The sequence below is a fragment of the Methanococcoides mangrovi genome (assembly GCF_052057775.1).
Taxonomy (GTDB): Archaea; Halobacteriota; Methanosarcinia; order Methanosarcinales; family Methanosarcinaceae; genus Methanococcoides.
Genome location: NZ_CP195121.1, coordinates 510906 through 527065 on the forward strand (window position 1 = coordinate 510906; position 16160 = coordinate 527065).

Below are 16160 nucleotides of genomic sequence, written 5' to 3' on the forward strand. Positions count from 1 at the left end.
TTCGTTATAAATTATTGTAAAGCGGAGATTCCCGCCATCTGAAGAAGTCTGTTTGTATTGGAATTGCCCCCGATAGGCATCAGATGGATACCCCTGCACATCTTACGCAATTCCCGGATGCTCTCAGCAGCGATCTCAAGCCCTTCCTGGACAGGGTCTTCGGCATCCTCCATACGGGATATCATCTCATCCCCGACCCTTATCCCGGGAACATTGGCATTCATGAACCGTGCCATGCCCGCGGAACGCAGCGGGATGATCCCTGCCAGTACCGGCACGTCAGGATCCGGGAAGGAATCCATGAACTCGCCAAAAACTTCCACGTCATAGACCGCCTGAGTCTGTATGAACTGTGCACCTGCATCGATCTTTTTCTTAAGCTTGATCATCTGCATCCTGCGTGCTGCATCGGTATTGGAGACTGCACCCACAGTAAATGACGGAGCACCTGCAAGCTCATTGCCTGCCATGTCATGCCCACCCATCATCTTAGTGATAACTGAGAGAAGCTGCACGGAATCAAGATCATACACCGGCTTTGTGCCCACATGGTCGCCTTTGGTGGGATAATCACCTGTCATCACGCAGAGATTACTGATACCAAGAGCCGATGCCGCCAGGATGTCGGATTGCAATGCCAGACGATTGCGATCACGGCAGGTGAACTGCACTATCACCTCATGACCGGCGTCCATCAGCAATTTGCCCACAGCTACCGGGCTCATGCGCATTACCGCACGCTGGTTGTCCGTGATATTGATAGCATCCACCCATCCCCTGATAAGATCTGCATCCTCAAGTACCGCCGAGATATCGGTGCCCTTCGGAGGTGCCACCTCTGCGGTCACAATGAAGCGGTCTGAATTGAGCGCATCGTTGAAAGTTGATAGCATCGTGGGGTAAATATGTAGGTCTGGTTTTTAAATGCATCGCGACCTTGAGGAAGGACAAATAAAATACTCACTTCACCAGCCGATCCTTCGCATCCCGGACCTCGTCCAGCAGATCCAGCCGGCCGATCCTCTCAAGGCGCTCGTAGATAAGTTCCCAGGCACAATCCTTCTCGGGATCGACCTCGCACTTGCCATCCATGGACCCACCGCATGGACCGTTGAGCAGCTCCTTTGGACACTGGGCTGTGGGACAGACACCACCGAACTCGGCGATAGTGCATTGGCCACACATGGCACAGAGGTGATGGATGATCCTGTCCCCTGACATGGCACCCAGAGATTGAGTGTTGTTTGCAGGATAGACATCCACGTCCACAAAGCGGGCGATGTTGGAAGTACCGCTTCCGCATGCCATGACAAGCACCGCATCAGCATCCTTTATCTCAGGTGCAAGTTCCTCAAGGGCTTCGCATGAGCGAACACTGCATGCTGCCTTTGCAACAACTCCGCCGATAACATTTATTCCGGCATCCTTAAGGTTGGATGTCATCTCCTCGACCTCAGGCTCTCCCCCTACATGCTGTTTGGCAGCGCATACGCTACAGCCTACGATAAAGACGGACTCCTTGTCCGCCAGCATGTCAAGGATCTCGCTAAAGGGTTTGGAAGATGAGATGATCATGATAGCCTCAGATCTTGCTCAGATAACGGTATTCAACGTCTGATTCCTGTTTCAGTGCTTCTTTGATAAGTTTTGATATCAGCGGGAGGTTCCTTGCCTGGCATTCGAGCTTATCGGCAAGCTTCCTTATCTGGAGCAATGTGCCCATTACAATGACATCGGTCCTCTCGGTCTCATGGGAAACGGCATCACGTTCAAGAGCTGCATCCCCGCCGCGTGCCAGGATCTCCTGCTTTATTATCAGGGCCTCGGTTGTGGTTATATTGCTGATCTTCAGTACTCGGTTCACGGTCTTATCCTTCATGATGATGGAACCCGTTCCGGTCACACCGATATTTCGCATTGCAAGAACTGCATCATCGGGATCTGTTATGTCCAGCACACTTACTTCAAAGCCGTTCTCCTCAACCACTGGCTGCCTGCTGCGTATGGCGCCTGCGATCTGCACTACATCCAGTGTCTCTGCCACGTCGTGGGTTCGGATGATATGTGCACCCTTCTGGACAACGATCGCTGCTGCTGCCAGACTGCCGTACAGGCGCTCGGTTGCGGGTTTGTTGAGCAGGTCCCCGATGAACGACTTGCGGGAAATGGCTGCAAGGACCGGTTTTTCGAACACTTTCAGGCGCTCGAACTGGTCGATGGTCTCAAGGTCGTACACAGGTGTTTTTTCCGGTACCCATTTACCGATGGCAGGGTCCAGAATTAATTGGTCTGTATCGATTCCGCGTTCCTCTGAGCGAACAAGGATATCATCAAGGGAACGCATGATAGCATCCATACCTATGGTGTCACCGGGAAGCTTGTCCGCTGCCATTACAACGGCAGGGCAGCCGTGGTCTGCAACCACATCCAGCATTCCGCCATCTTTGGCAAAACCTGCCACATCATTGACGACGTCAGCGCCCTTTTCCAGTGCCTTCTCCGCAATGTCAGAGAACACCGTATCCACGGAAATTATGGCATCCAGATTGTCCTTCAGAAGTTCAAGAGCAGGTAAAAGGCGGTCGCATTCTTCCTGCTTTGTGATCGGATTTGCCAGCGGCCATGTGGACCTTGCACCAAGATCGATGATAGTAGCTCCGCCATCGATCATCCTCCGGGCAACATCAAGAACGGAATCCATGTCAACCACAGATCCCTTGTAAAAAGATTCACGGCTCAGGTTTATAACACCCATTAAGCGTACGGGGTGATTGTCACCTACTTTCAAACCACATATGTCAACGTCAACAACCATTGTATAACCAGTGATTATGAGTTTTTATCAATTAAATACGATACGATTGAAAAGAAAAAGTGCAGACTGCATTCAAGCAGTCTTCTGTGCTGCCATCAGGACATGCTGCATGAGTATGGAAATGGTCATTGGACCGACTCCACCCGGTACCGGGGTAACCAGAGCAGCTTTCTTGATGACGTTCTCAAAGTCAACGTCTCCGTAGACCTTACCGTCCTCTTCGGTGATACCAACATCAAAGATCACAGCACCTTCCTTTACCATGTCTTCCTTGATGAGATGCTTCACACCTGTGGCGACCACGAGGATGTCTGCGTCCCTGGTGAACTGAGCAGTGTCCTTGGTGAACACATGGCAGATGGAAACAGTGGCGTTCCTGTTCACAAGCATCGCGGCCATTGGCTTCCCGACCACATTGCTGTGACCAACGATCACCGCATACTTGCCCTGTACATCGATGTCGTATTCTTCAAGTGCACGGATCACTCCCTTTGGAGTGCATGGCACGAGTTCCTCGATACCGATGAGAAGCTGGCCCATGTTGAAGGGGTGGAAACCGTCTGCATCCTTTGCAGGGTCGATAGCGTTCATTGCCTCCTGCTCATTAAGGTGTTTTGGAAGTGGCAGCTGCAGGAGGATACCATGGATATCCTCCCTTGAATTCAGTGTGCTGATAAGGTCAAGAAGTTCTTCCTGGGTAGTGGACTCAGGAAGAGGGTGGTCCTCTGCATAAATGCCTACACGGTCACAAGCTTTGTGTTTTAACCTCACGTACATCTTTGACGCAGGGTCATCGCCTACAAGAATGGTAGCCAGTCCCGGAGTTATGCCTTTCTCGTTCTTGAGCTTCTCGACTCCTTCCTTGACCTCTGCTTCCACTTTCTTTGCAACAGCTCTTCCATCAATGATCTTGTTCTGGTCCACGTCAGACATTGCAGTTCACCTTCTAATTTCCGTTTATTTCAAGTGCTCGTAGATCGGGAAGCGGCTGCAGAGTTCCTGTACGTCTGCATTGACTGCCTCAAGGACCTTGTCGTCATCCTTGTTGTTGAGGATGGTCTCGAAGAAGTCAGCGATCTCGATCATCTCAGCTTCCTTCATTCCACGGGTTGTTGAAGCAGGGGTTCCTGCCCTCAGTCCACTGGTGATGAAAGGACCTCTGGTCTCGAATGGAATTGTGTTCTTGTTGATGACGATACCTGCCTTGCTCATGACGACCTCTGCATCCTTTCCGGTGATGTCGTACTTGTTGAGGTTGAGGAGCATCAGGTGGTTGTCGGTACCCTCGGAGACGATGTCAAATCCTCTCTCCTGAAGTGCTGCACAGAGTGCCTTTGCATTCTTTACGGTCTGTTCCTGGTCCTTCCTGAAAGCCTCGCCCTGTGCTTCCTTGAATGCAACTGCCTTTGCAGCGATGATGTGCATGAGAGGACCGCCCTGGATTCCAGGGAAGACGGACTTGTCGATACCCTTTGCGTACTCTTCCTTGCACATTACCATTCCACCCCTTGGACCGCGGAGGGTCTTGTGTGTGGTCGTGGTCACGAAGTCAGCGTATGGGAATGGGTTTGGATGAACACCGGCAGCTACAAGACCTGCTATGTGTGCGATATCTGCGAGGAGGTATGCTCCGACCTCATCTGCGATCTCCCTGAATGCCTTGAAGTCAATGATCCGGGAGTATGCGGATGCACCTACAACGATCATCTGTGGCTTCTCTTTCTTTGCCATCTCCATAAGTGCTTCATAGTCAAGCATCTCGGTCTCCTGGGAAACACCGTATGGGACGATGTCATAGAGCTGACCGGAGAAGCTTACAGGACTTCCGTGAGAGAGGTGTCCACCGTGGGAGAGGTCCATTGACATGATCTTGTCTCCCGGCTTGAGCACGGAGAAGTAGACGGACATGTTTGCGCCTGAACCGGAGTGTGGCTGGACGTTAACGTGTTCTGCACCGAAGATGTCCTTTGCCCTCTCGATCGCAAGGTTCTCTGCAATATCAACGAATTCACAGCCACCATAGTAGCGTTTGCCGGAGTAACCTTCTGCGTACTTGTTGGTCATGATGGAGCCCTGTGCCTCCATGACAGCACGGCTTGTGTAGTTCTCTGAAGCGATAAGGTTCAGCTTGTAGTCCTGACGCTTTGCTTCCAATTCCAATGCATTGGCAATTTCTGGGTCGATATCTGAAATGTAAGACATGATTTATCGTTCCTTTGATAGCTATCGTTTTAATTGATCAATTGATTATGAAATAGATACTTTCCTTCCGTCGACCTTCAACCTGCCCTCAACGAACAGCTTCACGGCCTCAGGATAGATCTTGTGTTCCTGCTCCAGGATACGGTCTGCAAGGGCATCCTCGGTATCATCTTCAAGGACGGGAACAGATCTCTGGAGGATTATCGGTCCGGTATCCATGCCCTCATCGACGAAATGCACCGTGCAGCCGGCGACCTTGACACCGTAATCAAACGCCTGTTTCTGTGCATGAAGGCCCATGAAGGATGGCAAAAGTGCGGGATGGATGTTCATTATGCGGTTCCTGTACGCTTCGATCAGGTCACTGCCAATGATACGCATGTATCCTGCAAGGAGAACAAGATCTGTATCATATTTTTCAAGCGTCTTAAGGACCTCTTTCTCATAACCCTTTTTACCGCCAAAGGCTGAAGGGTCTATGAACACACCATCGATACCGTGATCGTTAGCTCTCTCAAGTGCGTATGCATCTCCTTTGTCACTGACGACCACTTTGATGGCAGCATCCGGAATATAGCCATTTTCGATGTTATCAATGATGGACTGCAGGTTCGAACCGCGTCCAGAGACAAGAACTGCAATATTGAGAGTCATTGCTCACCCATACGAGATTGCTATATATTAGAGTTTTGGACTTATATAGGCAAAAATTGCAGGATAAGAATATCCGGAATGATCATTCAAAGATGAAAACAGAATACAAAAGGTGAAACTGATCAGTTCTCACTTCTCTGCCTTGCCCTTTCATTGATAAGTGTCTCAAGGTCATCCGCATCAGACAATGTGTTCAGTTCATCCCTTTCTATAAGTACAGTGTTCTCCACTGATTGATATCTGCTCTTTCCCTCAATGATGAAAACGGATTGTGTCCTGATAACATCAGAGATGCTGCTCATAAGGTGAGCCCTCTTCAGCATCGCACTGCTGTATTCGCTCACTCCTGTAAGGAAAGTGCTTGAATAATCCTTGGAAACCGCTTTGAACGGTGCCTGGTTCGTTGAAAGGACATCATAGCCAAGCGTGTAGATGAAGTTCAGGATATTATCGTTCGGAGGTGTTGTCCTCTCTGACTCTTCCTCCTTATTGCTCTTTGAATCCATCTCTTTCTCAAAGGTTCGCAGAATGTCTATGGATTTTGCAAGTGCAACATCCAGTATCTCCTCAAGATGCAACACAATGTCGATGGAAGCATCCATCTGCCCTTCTTCATACTTACTGATAGTACGACGGGATACACCAAGTTCTGAAGCAAGGGCTCCCAGTGACATGGAGATGTCCATTCTTGCGTTCTTCAGTACGTCACCATCTATGGACACATAAAGCCCTCCGGGTGCTGCCGATACAAGCGGAGGTACATTCTCTACAAAATAATCAAACAATGTCTGGATGTTGACCGCAGGTATATCGTATCTCATATACACTACGCTATCCTCAAGCATCTGGTCACGGGTCTTTGCACCCACCAGTATCGGATAACCGCCAAGATACTCTGCCAGGGCTATCATCTCCCGGGCAGTTTCCTCGTTCAGACCGTCAATGTTGTATAAGACCTTACAGAATAGGAGCGTATTATCCTGACGTGCAGCGATATCGAAACTCCGGGGCCTGATATTACATCGGTTCGACACGGTGAAACCGGCAAGCTCCAATACGTCAATGATCTGATGTATCAGAATATCCTTAGTCATGACGATAAATGATTGATTGCACATCTATATAAACCTATTTGTTAGTATATAAACGAACACGGAACGGAAAAACATGATCATAGCCATAGATGACACGGATTCCAGAGAGGGAATGTGCACCACATACCTGTGTGCAGCATTGATGGATGAGCTTAAAGAGTACGGAGAAGTCATAGGCAGCCCTATACTCATACGCCTCAATCCTACAATACCCTACAAGACCCGTGGAAATGCATCTACTGCCTTTGAGATCATAACCGAAGAGCCGGAAAAGGTCATGGGACATGTGATCTCAAGGGTCGAGGAGCTGGCGGAGCTCCAGAGCGATATGACCAACCCGGGGATCGTGTTCGTTCCCGATAATGACCAGGCGAGAGTAAAGGAGGAACTCAGGGACTTCTTCCTGAAAGCCGTTCGTGAGGTACTGGAAATTGAGGATGCGAAGAACCTTATTGCAGAACTTGGCCTGCCATCAAAAGGACTGAAGAACGGAAGAGGACTCATTGGTGCACTGGCCGCCTGTGGTGCAATGCTCAACCCGGGCTGGGATTATACTTACGAGTACCTCGCATACAGGGAAAGGAACGCCTGGGGAACCCCGAGAGAGGTGGATGAGGAAAGTGTGAGAAAAGCGGACCTTGCAACCTATCCGGACACATGGGACACCGTGGATTGTGCAAATGACCTTGTGGTCTGTGTTCCGCATGCCGGGGACCCTGTGCTCTTCGGGATCCGCGGAAACAGCGTGGATGTTGTCACAAAGACATCACAGATGATCGAATCCGAACCTGTGGAACGCTACATGGTCTATAAGACAGATCAGGGAACAGACCTTCACCTCATCCCTGCAGAAAGGATCTCGGATATCAGGGACATGCACTCCTACACCATCGAAGTGACAGTTGCATCACATCCCGAGACCATCAGGGGAGGGCATACGATCTTCTCCATCAGGGACGAGCACGGAGATGAGATGGACTGTGCCGCCTATGAGCCGACCAAGAACTTCAGGGAGATCGTACGCAAGTTCATCCCCGGTGACAGGGTCATCTTCTCAGGCAGTGTGAAGAACAGTACGCTGAACATCGAAAAAATGAACATCGTTTCCCTTGAGGAAAAATATGAGTCCGTTAATCCCACATGCCCGGAATGTGGCAAAAAGATGAAGTCCGCAGGCAAAGGGCAGGGTTATCGCTGCAAAAAGTGCGGGACCTCCGCAGATTCAGCTGAACCTGTGAAGGTAAAAAGGGATCTGGAGACCGGAACCTACGAGGTCCCTCCCTGTGCACGCAGGCATCTTGCAATGCCCCTTGTGCGTTGCCTGGATAAGAAAGAAGAAAAAGGTGAAGACGGGAAGATATTCCCGTCAAGATGATAAATTTAGTTTCCTTCATTCAGTGTTCAGTATTGCAATTACCAGTCTTCCCGAAGCTCATCGAGATCAGCTACCGGAGGTGTTGTCCTTTTGTGCATGTTGGCCCTGAGACGCCTCAGCAATGAACCAATATCCTCCAGGGGAACTCCGGTCCTGGCACTGACACGTTCATGACCTTCACCTGCAAGTATGGGTTCCAGCACCTTGTCGATGTTCTCGTAAGTAACACCCAGATCCGCCTCATCGGTCTGACCTTCCCAGAGCCCTGCGGAAGGTGCCTTGTTAAGGATGCTTTCAGGAAGGCCAAGCATCTTTGACATCTCCCTTACCTCGGTCTTGTAAAGGTCACCGATGGGCTCAAGGTCGACACCACCATCGCCGTATTTTGTGAAGTATCCAAGAAGGATCTCGGTCTTGTTACCGGTTCCCATGACAGCCCTGCCAAGCATGTTTGCATAGTAGTAAAGGACGGACATCCTTATCCTTGCTTTCAGGTTCCCGTCCACAGGAGCTGTGGCCTCTGAGATGTCAGGCATCGCGTCCTTGTAAGTATTAAGGATATCAGAGATATATATGATCTTGAAGTCGATACCCAGCCTCTCTGCAACCTCTTTTGCATCATTTATCTCAGATTCAGGAGTTGCATCCTCGGGCATGTGGATACCCATTACGTTCTCGGCACCCAGAGCTTCAACAGTAAGATATGCCACAAGTGCTGAATCGATACCACCGCTGATACCCACAACAGCTCCAGGAATCCCTGCCTCTTCAAGCTTTTTACTGATAAAATCCACAATAATGTCCTTCGCTTTTTCTATGTCCATGATATCAACTTCCGTTTGATGATATTATAAGGTGTAATGTTATGAACAGATCCATATTTAGATCTCATGTTCAGGTGAACAGTATATGACATAACCTTTAATACATTAGTAAGAGAATTTATTTAAAATATATATTGTAGGTGCTATAATGAATCTGATGCGATCTGAGATATTGGGTCTTGACAAGATCCTTAAAGGCGGATTCCCGCGACCTTCTGCCATACTGATAGCAGGTCCTGCCGGATCCGGAAAGACCACAATTGCAATGCAGTCGATCTTCAATGCTTCCGGGAAAAAGGAAGTGTGCATGTATGTCACATCACTGAACGAACCTATTGCAATGGTCAACAACTTCATGTCAAAGCTCAGTTTCTACAATATCTCCCTGCTGTCCACAGGCAACATGAACTACATACCTATCGGCACCGAAACACTTGACAAAGGCATCTATTCGTTCATGTGGAACCTCGAGGAATCCATCGAGAAGATCAAACCGGACAGGATCGTCATTGACCCGCTCACAGCTATCGGGAGCACACTTGACAAGGAAGCACAGCGCAGGTTCTATTATGACCTGTTCCTGCGCATGAAAAAATGGGATGCCCTTGTTATAGCCACAGCAGAGTTCACAAAAGAAGAGCTCATGACAAGCGACCTGAGCCATATTTCCGACGGTGTGATCTACCTTTCCAATGATGAAGCCAACAAACGCCGGGTGCGCCACCTTGAGATCCTTAAACTGAGAGGGCAGAGCTACAGGACCGGAAAGCATCCATTCACGATAACTGAAGAGGGAATGATCCTTCACAAGCAGGAGCTGCCTGAACCGGACATACCACATTCGACTGCCCGCATCCCAACAGGTGTTCCAGGGCTTGACAGCATGACAAAAGGAGGAATATTCAAAGGGTCCACCATGCTCATCTCAGGTGACGGTGGTACCGGCAAGACCTCCATCGGAACACAGTTCATTGCAGGAGGAGCGAACTCCGGAGAGAAAGGGCTGATCGTTTCCTTTGTAGAGTCCGAAATGCAGACGATGAACAACTCAAGGTCTATCGGCCATGACCTCAGCGAACATGTCTCTTCGGATCTGGTAAAGGTCCTGTACACCAACCCATCGGAACTGGAAGCCGGGGAACACGCCATCAAGCTCAAAGCAATGATAAAGAAAATGGACATTGAGCGTGTTTTCGTTGATGATATACATGTTTTCAATGATCTGATGACAAAGGATGACGCGAAGGACCATATAAAGCTCCTTGCAGATATCTTCAGGTCCAACGGCATAACAACCCTGTTCGCACAGACAACAGATGCCAGCAGAGCTATCAGGGATGTCAGTGACTATGGAATGGATACATCTGTCCTGCTTGCCCTAAGGGAAAGGGAAGACCAGACAGAAAAGACGATCTCCGTCCTCAAGATGCGCGGTAGTGCACACGATACGGGAATAAGGCAGTTCGAGATAAGGGATTACGGTATTGACATCATATTACCTTCCTCCCTTTGAAGAGAAGGACGGATAGTTATAAGCCTGATGAGAAATATCAAAATACGAACACAGGCCGGACCAGAATAATATGACATTCTATATTACAGACTCTGCAGTTTTTATTTATGGCTACGAAGGTGACACATCTCAGTTCATAACAGTACCTGCTGTCAGGAATGAGATGAAGAGCCAGGAAGCCCTCATGCGCTTTGAGATCGCCTGCGAAACGGGAACCCGGGTCGAACAGCCTGATCCTGACATCAGGAAAAAGGTGGTTTCCCTTTCGAAAGAGACGAGGGATGTTGAGGAGCTTTCCGAAACAGATATCGACATCCTCGCAAAGGCATATGAGTACAAAGATGACTCGATCCTGCTCACCGACGATTATGCGGTACAGAACGTCGCATCAGTCCTTGGGATCAAGTTCAGGCCCATTGCCCAGAAGAAGATAAAGGATGTTCTGGTATGGGGAAAGAAGTGCACTGCCTGCAGGCGTAAGTTCGATAAAGGGGACGAATGCCCTGTTTGCGGATCACCATTGAAGAAGGTCAGGAAAAGAAAACTATAACCGTAGATATGACCTATAACAAATTGAAAGACAGAGTAAAGAATATTTTTAATTGAGATTCAAAGCTGGGATAATATGAACAACATAGAAGAAATGATCCAGAAGGCAGTTGAACTGCAGGCTAACGGTCTTGTCACAGGTCAGATAGCAAACGAGCTCAACGTATCCCGGGAAACCGTAACATGGCTTTTGACACGTTCAAAGAAGGACGTAGTCCCACCTGCACCAAAGGACATATCCGTTAACTGGAGCAGTATCGGACAGAATTCATTCAGGCTCAAATGCGTATCACAGGCACTTTGTGATATGGTTGCAGAGTCACTGGAAACTACAGATGAAACAGCTGAGGTCGTGATAGGTATCGGACTTAGCGGAATACCCATAGCCACAATAATGGCAGAAGAGCTTGACCTTGAATTTGCTGTTTTCCACGACTATGATGACAAGAAGGACAAGAGTCAGAGAGGTATCTTCAGCAGGAACTTCGCTGACGTAAGGGGAAAGAACTGCATCATAGTGGATGATGTTGTATCATCAGGCGCCACCATAAGGGACGTTATAGAACAGCTCCGAGAGGTAGAAGCCAACCCTGTTGCAATTGCTGTGATCCTGGACAAGATGAACTCAGATAGTATTGCAAATGTACCGATGAGCTCACTGGTGCGCATCACACGTGTGGACTAAAAGGGGGATATCCCCTTTTTAAGTCTTTAAAAATCGTTTTTTAGTTTAAATTTATTTTAAAAAAGCTGATAGAGGAGAGGAATTACTCCACTCCCACAGAACCGACCTTCTCAACAAGCCTGGAGAGGACTTCGGTACGCTTTCCTTCTACGAACTTGATACTTCCGACAACGAGGTGTCCGCCACCGTTCACACCGCCACCTATGATCTCCTCACGAAGCTCACGTACCATCTGAGGGATGTTCATAAGGACACCTTTTGAGCGGATCACAGCAAAATCAGGTCCGTATCCGATTGTGACGATAGGCCTTCCTTCGAATTTCTGGCACATGCGGTCATGTACCTCACCAGACGTCTTACCCGGTGCAGGGAAAGTGAACTTGTGTGCAAAGTTCTCAACGTCCAGAACATTCAGTACAGCACCGTTCGGCAGATCCTGGGATTTTACGTTCGGCATACATGCGATCAGCTGCTCATCTATCATGGCATTCGCCTGCTCGCACAGCAATTTCACGATATTTTTGTGCCTGGACTTGTCGCCAAGGTCCATGATGTCATCAACAATGCCTTTACCACTGCTGAACTTAAGCCAGTATGCTTCGAAATCAAGAGCAAGGGCTATTTCCTTGAGGTCTTCCAGTGAATACCGGTCGGAGACCATCTGTTTGTAGACCTCTGCCTCTTCCGCTTCGGACCTGTCACCCACCGCAGCAATTGCAGGCAGGTGCTTGATCTCATCCGTCACATCAGGATTTATCATACGTGCAACCTCGGTCGCAAGCATTCCCGCGGTCATTCCGAAATCGCCACCAACGTGTGCAGGGTTCACATGGCCCAGCAGGTACTGGTCAACGATCTCATCCGGATGATGGTGGTCCACAACCACCATGTCTATGCCATAGACCTGGGCCTGCCTCATGGATGGTACGTCCTCTTCCGTGGAACCGTTGTCCACCATGACGACAAGTGGCAGTTTCTGTCCGTGCCTGGCAGCATCCTCAAGGGCATAGGAAATGTCCTTGGTTACATCTGCCATCTCGTAGAATGGTGCTTTGGATGGAGCACGCTTGTAATAATGATATTCCGCATCAGCGCCGTTTATCTCTGTTATCATCGGGAGGATCGCCCTCTCAATGGCGACTGCTGCGGTCATTCCGTCCGCATCGGCATGATGGCGAAGCAGTATCGGCTTTGATTTCATAATGGCCTTTCTGATCTCCCTGGCCACCTGGCGCATTGCAGGCCTGAGCTTTTCAAGAACCTCACTCTCTACAAGGAACTCGATCTCCGCAGGTTCAGCCCTTTTGTCAAGGATCTCATCGATACGCTTCTTGACGGCCTCTTCCTTTGCACCGGAGAGACGCTTCATGCTCTTGACCTCCACCTGAAGCCTGTCGGCACGTGATGTCACTTCTCCGGTGGCTGTTATTATCATGTCGGCATCGATCTCGGGGTAGGCACGTTCCCCTGCACGCTCAAATGCTGCACAGGAAATGAGACCTTCTTCATCTGATACTGTAAATATGGTAGGGCCACCGGTCTGCTTGACCTGTATGACCTCTCCCTCGACCTTGATGAGCTTCCCGATGAACTTGTCGAGCTCTGTGGACTTCCTGATGGGTATGGACTTTTCAACTTCCACTATGTTGAATTCCTTTACATGCCTTGGGATCAGGTCCATCTTTCCATCGCGTCGTACTTCCTTGACCTCGACGATAACAGGATCGCCCTGTTCAAGAGGAGTGCTGAGATTGCTTGAATGTATGAGTCCTCGAAGGTTGGAGTTCATGTCCACGAAAACACCAAAATTAGCAATGTTGTTCACTCTGGCCTGGTACAGCTTACCGACCTCAAGCTCTTCCTGGTTACAGGAGTCGTCCAGCACGTGTACGATATCGACCTTGCCACATGTGCTGCAGGCTTCTTTGCCGTCGATCGGACCGTCGATAGGTTTGCCGCATACATCGCATTTGTAGAAGGCACCTGTGCCGTTACATTTTTCGCATGTCCTTCTGACCTCTATTTCACCTTTCCCACCGCATTTCGGGCAGGAAGATCCATCTTTTAAAAAGCTGCCCACATCCTTTTGTGAAAGGCTCATAAGGTTGACAGACTTTGTTTTTCCAGTACCCTTGCATTCAGAACATTTTTCAGTGGAGATGACCTCATATCCCTTGCCTCCACACTCATTGCACTCTTCTCTCATTGTATCAAGACTTAATTGTTTATGTTAGATTTATGTCTTTGCTTGTACAGGGACTTTCCACAAGCAATAGTTTTTTATTAGAACTTCTTCCATATAAAATGGGAGAGGTTACCATGATAGAAGAATACATAATACCTATAATTGTAATTGCCGTTATCATCTTATCCCAAGCACTCAAGATGGTCAAAGAATACGAGCGTGTCGTTATTTTCAGGCTGGGTCGGCTTAGTGGAGTGAAGGGACCGGGACTTTTCCTGATCATCCCTATCATCGATACAGTGATGAAGGTAGATCTTCGAGTTGTCACCATTGACGTGCCGAAACAGGCGGTCATAACAAAAGATAATGTTACTGTCGCTGTAGATGCTGTTGTTTATTACAAGGTCATCAAACCTGCCTATGCGATCACAGAGGTAGAGAACTTCAAATTTGCAACTGCAATGCTTTCTCAGACGACCCTCAGGGACGTTATCGGACAGATCGAACTTGACCAGCTCCTCTCTGAACGTGAGACCATCAACAAGGATATCCAGGAACTGCTCGATGTTTCCACAGACCCATGGGGTATCAAGGTCACAGGAGTCACCCTAAGGGATGTCAGCATCGATGACACCATGCTTCGTGCAATTGCAAAGCAGGCAGAGGCAGAAAGGGAAAAGCGTGCACGTATAATCCTTTCCGAAGGTGAGTTCATGGCCGCAGAAAAGATGAAAGAGGCTGCACAGCTTTATCAGGAAGTGCCTGCATCCCTAAAGCTAAGGGAACTGCAGACCATTGCCGAGGTCGCACGTGAGAAGAACCTAATCGTGGTCACTAATTCAACGGACACGGGAGATATCGTTGCAATGACCTCAGCAATCTCTAAGAAATAAACCTTTAAGAAGGTGATCAAATGCTGAAAAGAACATCACCTCTTATCCCTTTTCTTTTTTTGGTATTGGTATTGCTCCTGAGCCCTGCCTGTGCTTCTGCTGAGGAAAAGGTCCTTGTACTGGAACTCTCCGATGCGATAACTCCTGTTTCCGATGACCTTGTGGTCGATGCACTCTTGATAGCCCAGCAGGAAGACTATGAAGCACTTGTCATAACCCTTAACACCCCCGGAGGCGGGGTTGATGAGACCCTCAGGATCATTGAGGCCATAGATGGGTCAGAGGTCCCGGTGATAGGCTATGTCTATCCAAGCGGGACAAAAGCATGGTCAGCAGGAACACTGATCCTCCTTGGGACCGATGTTGCTGCAATGGCCCCCTTTACAGTGATCGGTTCTGCCCAGCCGGTAACCGTTTCCACGGGAGGGGTCGAACCCGTTGAGGATGATAAAATCGTGAATGCCATCGTGGCACTTGCAAAAGAGAAAGCTAACCAGCACGGGCGCAATGAGACAGCTGCCGAGAAGTTCATCACAGAGAACCTGAACCTCAATGCTGAGGAAGCACTGGAAGCAGGGGTCATCGAATATGTGGCTACTGATATTGAGGATCTCCTTGAGCAGGTGAATGGCCAAACTGTAAAGGGAAAGGAGCTGAACACCAGCGGTGCTGCCATTGATACGTATACACCGAACCTCAGGCTGAGCTTCATGAACATAATCTCAGACCCCGTTATCTCATCGCTGCTGATAATGCTTGGAATATACGGCATTGTTATCGGGATCTCGAACCCCGGAGCAGGAGCTGAGATCTTTGGTGTCGTGGCCATCTCACTGGGACTTGTGGGAATGGGTTTTGATGTGAACATCGCTGCGATCTTCCTGATACTGCTGGGGGTGGTGCTGTTCGTTCTCGAACTACAGGCGCCGGGAGTTGGCATATTCGGAATAGCCGGTTTCATCTGCCTGATAGTGGGAAGCATATTCCTGGTGCCAATGGACTTCCCGCGCTGGTATACGCCTGCAGACGTTCAGCAGACAATGATAATTGCCATCGTCACACCTACCATCGTAATTGGACTGCTGTTCGTATTCGTTTTCTACAAGGTTCTTGAGGTCAGGCATCGCAAACCGATCATCGGAGAAGAACCCACAGGAGACCTTGCAGAGGCCCTCGATAAGATCAATGCCGGTTCGGAAGGCTTCGTAAGATACAGAGGAGAATACTGGAAAGCAAGATCAGAGGACGACCTGGAAGTGGGTGACAGTGTAATTATCACCGACGTCAAGGGACCGCTTCTGTTTGTGAAAAAAGTGGAAGAAGAAGAAGAAGAAGAATGAACTAAAGGAAAAAGCAGTTTAGGGAAGTGAG

Annotated in this window: 15 protein-coding genes; 6 read left to right on the plus strand and 9 right to left on the minus strand. The window is 48.9% G+C overall.

What is annotated here, in order from left to right:
- Positions 1-11 precede the first annotated feature (11 nt).
- The 7 genes from ACR3I3_RS02605 to ACR3I3_RS02635 form a co-directional block, all read right to left on the minus strand.
- Complete coding sequence (locus ACR3I3_RS02605; protein ID WP_440953024.1) at positions 12-893, minus strand: methylenetetrahydrofolate reductase; 882 nt, start codon at positions 891-893, stop codon at positions 12-14.
- Between the two features lie 67 nt (positions 894-960).
- Complete coding sequence (locus tag ACR3I3_RS02610) at positions 961-1575, minus strand: methylenetetrahydrofolate reductase C-terminal domain-containing protein (protein WP_440953025.1); 615 nt, start codon at positions 1573-1575, stop codon at positions 961-963.
- Positions 1576-1582: 7 nt separating this feature from the next.
- Positions 1583-2815, minus strand: a complete 1233-nt coding sequence (gene folP / locus ACR3I3_RS02615) for a dihydropteroate synthase (RefSeq protein ID WP_440953026.1) — start codon at positions 2813-2815, stop codon at positions 1583-1585.
- A gap of 72 nt (positions 2816-2887) precedes the next feature.
- Positions 2888-3748, minus strand: a complete 861-nt coding sequence (locus tag ACR3I3_RS02620; RefSeq protein ID WP_440953027.1) for a bifunctional methylenetetrahydrofolate dehydrogenase/methenyltetrahydrofolate cyclohydrolase — start codon at positions 3746-3748, stop codon at positions 2888-2890.
- Positions 3749-3772: 24 nt separating this feature from the next.
- Positions 3773-5017, minus strand: coding sequence for a serine hydroxymethyltransferase (glyA, locus tag ACR3I3_RS02625; protein ID WP_440953028.1), 1245 nt, complete (start codon positions 5015-5017; stop codon positions 3773-3775).
- A 45-nt stretch (positions 5018-5062) separates the two neighbouring features.
- Positions 5063-5671, minus strand: a complete 609-nt coding sequence (purN, locus tag ACR3I3_RS02630; RefSeq protein ID WP_440953029.1) for a phosphoribosylglycinamide formyltransferase — start codon at positions 5669-5671, stop codon at positions 5063-5065.
- Positions 5672-5793: 122 nt separating this feature from the next.
- Positions 5794-6765: a transcriptional regulator gene (locus tag ACR3I3_RS02635; RefSeq protein WP_440953030.1), complete on the minus strand. Its 972-nt coding sequence runs from the start codon at positions 6763-6765 to the stop codon at positions 5794-5796.
- Between the two features lie 73 nt (positions 6766-6838).
- Between ACR3I3_RS02635 and ACR3I3_RS02640 the strand changes: the two genes are divergently transcribed.
- Positions 6839-8140, plus strand: coding sequence for a TiaS agmantine-binding domain-containing protein (locus ACR3I3_RS02640; RefSeq protein WP_440953031.1), 1302 nt, complete (start codon positions 6839-6841; stop codon positions 8138-8140).
- A 38-nt stretch (positions 8141-8178) separates the two neighbouring features.
- Here the strand turns inward: ACR3I3_RS02640 and ACR3I3_RS02645 are convergent, their stop codons facing one another.
- Positions 8179-8964 (minus strand): NAD+ synthase, encoded by a 786-nt coding sequence (locus tag ACR3I3_RS02645; RefSeq protein WP_440953032.1) that lies wholly within the window; start codon positions 8962-8964, stop codon positions 8179-8181.
- 157 nt (positions 8965-9121) lie between these two features.
- Between ACR3I3_RS02645 and ACR3I3_RS02650 the strand changes: the two genes are divergently transcribed.
- The 3 genes from ACR3I3_RS02650 to ACR3I3_RS02660 all read left to right on the plus strand — a co-directional run bounded on the left by ACR3I3_RS02650 (position 9122) and on the right by ACR3I3_RS02660 (position 11711).
- The gene (locus ACR3I3_RS02650) at positions 9122-10477 is read left to right on the plus strand and encodes an ATPase domain-containing protein (protein WP_440953033.1); all 1356 of its coding nucleotides are present in this window, start codon (positions 9122-9124) and stop codon (positions 10475-10477) included.
- A gap of 70 nt (positions 10478-10547) precedes the next feature.
- Positions 10548-11027: an NOB1 family endonuclease gene (locus tag ACR3I3_RS02655; RefSeq protein ID WP_440953034.1), complete on the plus strand. Its 480-nt coding sequence runs from the start codon at positions 10548-10550 to the stop codon at positions 11025-11027.
- 75 nt (positions 11028-11102) lie between these two features.
- On the plus strand, positions 11103-11711 hold the full coding sequence (locus ACR3I3_RS02660) for an orotate phosphoribosyltransferase-like protein (protein WP_440953035.1): 609 nt from the start codon (positions 11103-11105) through the stop codon (positions 11709-11711).
- Between the two features lie 82 nt (positions 11712-11793).
- Here ACR3I3_RS02660 and ACR3I3_RS02665 read toward each other — a convergent pair whose 3' ends face one another.
- Positions 11794-13917: an OB-fold nucleic acid binding domain-containing protein gene (locus tag ACR3I3_RS02665; protein WP_440953036.1), complete on the minus strand. Its 2124-nt coding sequence runs from the start codon at positions 13915-13917 to the stop codon at positions 11794-11796.
- A 113-nt stretch (positions 13918-14030) separates the two neighbouring features.
- On the opposite strand from ACR3I3_RS02665, the gene ACR3I3_RS02670 reads away from it, so the two are divergent.
- Together ACR3I3_RS02670 and ACR3I3_RS02675 are read left to right on the plus strand one after the other, a co-directional pair.
- Positions 14031-14789 (plus strand): slipin family protein, encoded by a 759-nt coding sequence (locus ACR3I3_RS02670; RefSeq protein ID WP_440953037.1) that lies wholly within the window; start codon positions 14031-14033, stop codon positions 14787-14789.
- A 20-nt stretch (positions 14790-14809) separates the two neighbouring features.
- Complete coding sequence (locus tag ACR3I3_RS02675) at positions 14810-16129, plus strand: NfeD family protein (RefSeq protein WP_440953038.1); 1320 nt, start codon at positions 14810-14812, stop codon at positions 16127-16129.
- Positions 16130-16160: the final 31 nt, after the last annotated feature.

Excerpts from the sequence above, each read along its gene's own strand:
- glyA (WP_440953028.1), bottom strand. The coding sequence starts at position 5,017 with ATGTCTTACATTTCAGATATCGACCCAGAAATTGCCAATGCATTGGAA.
- ACR3I3_RS02665 (WP_440953036.1), bottom strand. The coding sequence starts at position 13,917 with ATGAGAGAAGAGTGCAATGAGTGTGGAGGCAAGGGATATGAGGTCATC.
- folP (WP_440953026.1), bottom strand. The coding sequence starts at position 2,815 with ATGGTTGTTGACGTTGACATATGTGGTTTGAAAGTAGGTGACAATCAC.
- ACR3I3_RS02635 (WP_440953030.1), bottom strand. The coding sequence starts at position 6,765 with ATGACTAAGGATATTCTGATACATCAGATCATTGACGTATTGGAGCTT.
- purN (WP_440953029.1), bottom strand. The coding sequence starts at position 5,671 with ATGACTCTCAATATTGCAGTTCTTGTCTCTGGACGCGGTTCGAACCTG.
- ACR3I3_RS02655 (WP_440953034.1), top strand. The coding sequence starts at position 10,548 with ATGACATTCTATATTACAGACTCTGCAGTTTTTATTTATGGCTACGAA.
- ACR3I3_RS02640 (WP_440953031.1), top strand. The coding sequence starts at position 6,839 with ATGATCATAGCCATAGATGACACGGATTCCAGAGAGGGAATGTGCACC.
- ACR3I3_RS02645 (WP_440953032.1), bottom strand. The coding sequence starts at position 8,964 with ATGGACATAGAAAAAGCGAAGGACATTATTGTGGATTTTATCAGTAAA.
- ACR3I3_RS02610 (WP_440953025.1), bottom strand. The coding sequence starts at position 1,575 with ATGATCATCTCATCTTCCAAACCCTTTAGCGAGATCCTTGACATGCTG.
- ACR3I3_RS02650 (WP_440953033.1), top strand. The coding sequence starts at position 9,122 with ATGCGATCTGAGATATTGGGTCTTGACAAGATCCTTAAAGGCGGATTC.
- ACR3I3_RS02660 (WP_440953035.1), top strand. The coding sequence starts at position 11,103 with ATGAACAACATAGAAGAAATGATCCAGAAGGCAGTTGAACTGCAGGCT.
- ACR3I3_RS02670 (WP_440953037.1), top strand. The coding sequence starts at position 14,031 with ATGATAGAAGAATACATAATACCTATAATTGTAATTGCCGTTATCATC.
- ACR3I3_RS02620 (WP_440953027.1), bottom strand. The coding sequence starts at position 3,748 with ATGTCTGACGTGGACCAGAACAAGATCATTGATGGAAGAGCTGTTGCA.
- ACR3I3_RS02605 (WP_440953024.1), bottom strand. The coding sequence starts at position 893 with ATGCTATCAACTTTCAACGATGCGCTCAATTCAGACCGCTTCATTGTG.
- ACR3I3_RS02675 (WP_440953038.1), top strand. The coding sequence starts at position 14,810 with ATGCTGAAAAGAACATCACCTCTTATCCCTTTTCTTTTTTTGGTATTG.